Origin of the sequence: Clostridioides sp. ZZV14-6345 (genome assembly GCF_020657775.1) — a bacterium.
Classification (GTDB): domain Bacteria; phylum Bacillota; class Clostridia; order Peptostreptococcales; family Peptostreptococcaceae; genus Clostridioides; species Clostridioides difficile_D.
In genome coordinates this window covers 1-2,433 of the sequence record NZ_JAGWCX010000136.1, presented here as the reverse complement: position 1 = coordinate 2,433, position 2,433 = coordinate 1, and the positions used below count along the sequence as shown (strand labels likewise).

Here is a 2,433-nt window from a genome sequence, read left to right as displayed (position 1 = left end):
AGTCACGAGTGTGCGTAGCTATTTTTTAATCAACTATTTCAATATCTACATCTAACACACTAGCTACTGTTTCAGTGTATTTTATCATTTCTTGTTGAAATTCTTTTAATTTACTTAACATAGTCTCCCCCATTAAAATTTAATTTACCAAATTATAAGTTTAGCTATATTTTAACATATAGTCAATTTTTAAAATATATATAAAACATTACTTATTTATATATTTGCATTAAAACACATAATATTAATTATAAAAAGCTTGTTTTATACAGTGATTACCTTAATTATAATATACAAATAAAAAAATAAATCACAATACAATAATAAAATACAAAAAAGCCTTCCGCATATAACAAATATATTTTTAGCACAAAAATATACATCATATGAGAAAAGCTCAATAGTTAAATATTTAGATAGATTTTTATATAGACTTTTTTAATATAAACTTTTTTAATTGTAGACTTTTTTATTAGTTTTTAATTTTCATTAGTTTTGTTATTGGTTTTATTGTTATAATACTTATAATACTGCCATTGCTTCAATTTCTAAAACTGCATCTTTTGGTAATTGAGCAACTTGTACACATGATCTTGCTGGTGGATTTTCTTTAAAGTATGTAGCATACACTTCATTAATATCATTAAAATCCTTTAAATCTTTTACAAATACTGTAGTTTTAAATATTTTATCCATACTTGTACCAGCTTGTTCTAATATTGCTTTTACGTTATCTAAAGAAGCTTTTGTTGCTTCTTTTGGGTCAGATACTAACTCACCAGTCTTCATATCTATTGGAAGTTGACCTGATGTAGAAACTATATTTCCAACTTGTATCGCTTGAGAATATGGTCCAATTGCTCCTGGAGCTTTCTCTGTAGCTATTACTACTTTTGACATAACTTCACCTCCTATTATTAAGTTATATTTACAGGAAAATAAAATTTCCTAAACACCAATATCAATACGAAACTTTAGATTAAAATTCAAATCTAAAGCTTCAAATAATCAACACTTAGATGATTATGTTTATTTGTGTTCTTGTTAACTTTTATTAAAGCAATTAACATGCCAAACTTTATTTATATATAAAATTTTGTGAAGTCATTCAAAACAGTTACTTCTGAATTTTTTTGTGAAAAAAGCTTTAAAATAACTCTTTTATAATGTCAATTTTTTTCTCATATCTAGAAATTTACCAACATGAGAATTCTTGTTTTGAGAATTTACAAATTAAAAGTTGTTTTTTAATCTTAAATTATCAAGTTATTATGTATGAAAGAACTATAGTTGACAATCCAACTACTATAAATAATAAAACCTTTACCCAGACCTTGTTTACTCTAGTTATCATAGAGCCTATTGAAAATATAATAGCTAAATATAATAGTAACCAAAAAATTATCAATATCCTATCACCATTGCTGAAAATCCAAAAAACTACCTTTTAATAGTCTTACTTAACAATCTAATTAATCTCATAATAAATTTACAACCTATAAATAAATTGTTATATTGGCTATATCTCAACAACTTTCTCCTTTCCTAGTTTTAAATCTTTTATAGAATTGTACCACGTCTAAGTGAATTTTCATACTATTAAGTCTTATTTCTAATAAATCATTAACTCTCATTCTATGCCCAATAATGTAAGATTGTAGTGATTTTATTGATTTTAACAACTTTATTTAATATACTGATATTAATTATTTTCATATGAAATTATTATTTATATAGGGGGAATTTTTTAATATGAGCAAAAGTGAATTAACAGCAGAAACAACAGAAGAAATGTTAGAGGTACTAAGTGGTAAAGATTATGATATTGCATGTAATTTGCACAAACTTGGTAAATCACTAGATTGTAAAATTGAACCAAAAATAGGTGCTCGTTCTTATAAAATAGTATATTCAACTAAGAAACCAAAACGTAGCTTATTTACTATTGAGTGTAATGAGAAAAAGTGGAGAGTTAAGGCAAATCTTTTTCATCTAAACAAATATAAGGATACTGTGGAGGAATGTTCTAAAACTATTAAAGACAGTATAACCAAAACTCGTACTTGCAAAAAATGTAATCCAAAGTGCATTGGTGGTTCTTCATTTGAATTAGATGGAAAGTCCTATTTGACTTGTATAGGAAGTGGGCATTATTTTGCAAATATGGAAGAAATAGATTGGAAAACCCTAGAAAAGCTAATTACTAAAGAAAATAATATCATGCAGGAATCTAGATAGTTTTTTAAGAGTAATTATTAAAATATATGAGTAACAATAGATACTTAAATAAACATCAAAAAATAAAGGGTATAAAGGATATAGAATAAAGAGGTTGTCTTAAAATACAGGTAAGACACTTTTTCATTGTTGAAATGATAAAAATGTATTTGATTTCATACAAAAAAAGAGTGCCTCATGAACTAAAAAGTTCAT

General features: G+C 25.1%; 2 protein-coding genes. One reads left to right on the top strand and one right to left on the bottom strand.

The window, feature by feature from the left end; translation table 11 throughout:
• Positions 1-522: 522 nt before the first annotated feature.
• Positions 523-900 (bottom strand): RidA family protein, encoded by a 378-nt coding sequence (locus KGF39_RS19220; RefSeq protein ID WP_003421988.1) that lies wholly within the window; start codon positions 898-900, stop codon positions 523-525.
• 852 nt (positions 901-1,752) lie between these two features.
• Between KGF39_RS19220 and KGF39_RS19215 the strand changes: the two genes are divergently transcribed.
• Complete coding sequence (locus tag KGF39_RS19215; protein WP_227823544.1) at positions 1,753-2,238, top strand: hypothetical protein; 486 nt, start codon at positions 1,753-1,755, stop codon at positions 2,236-2,238.
• The last annotated feature ends 195 nt before the right edge of the window (positions 2,239-2,433 follow it).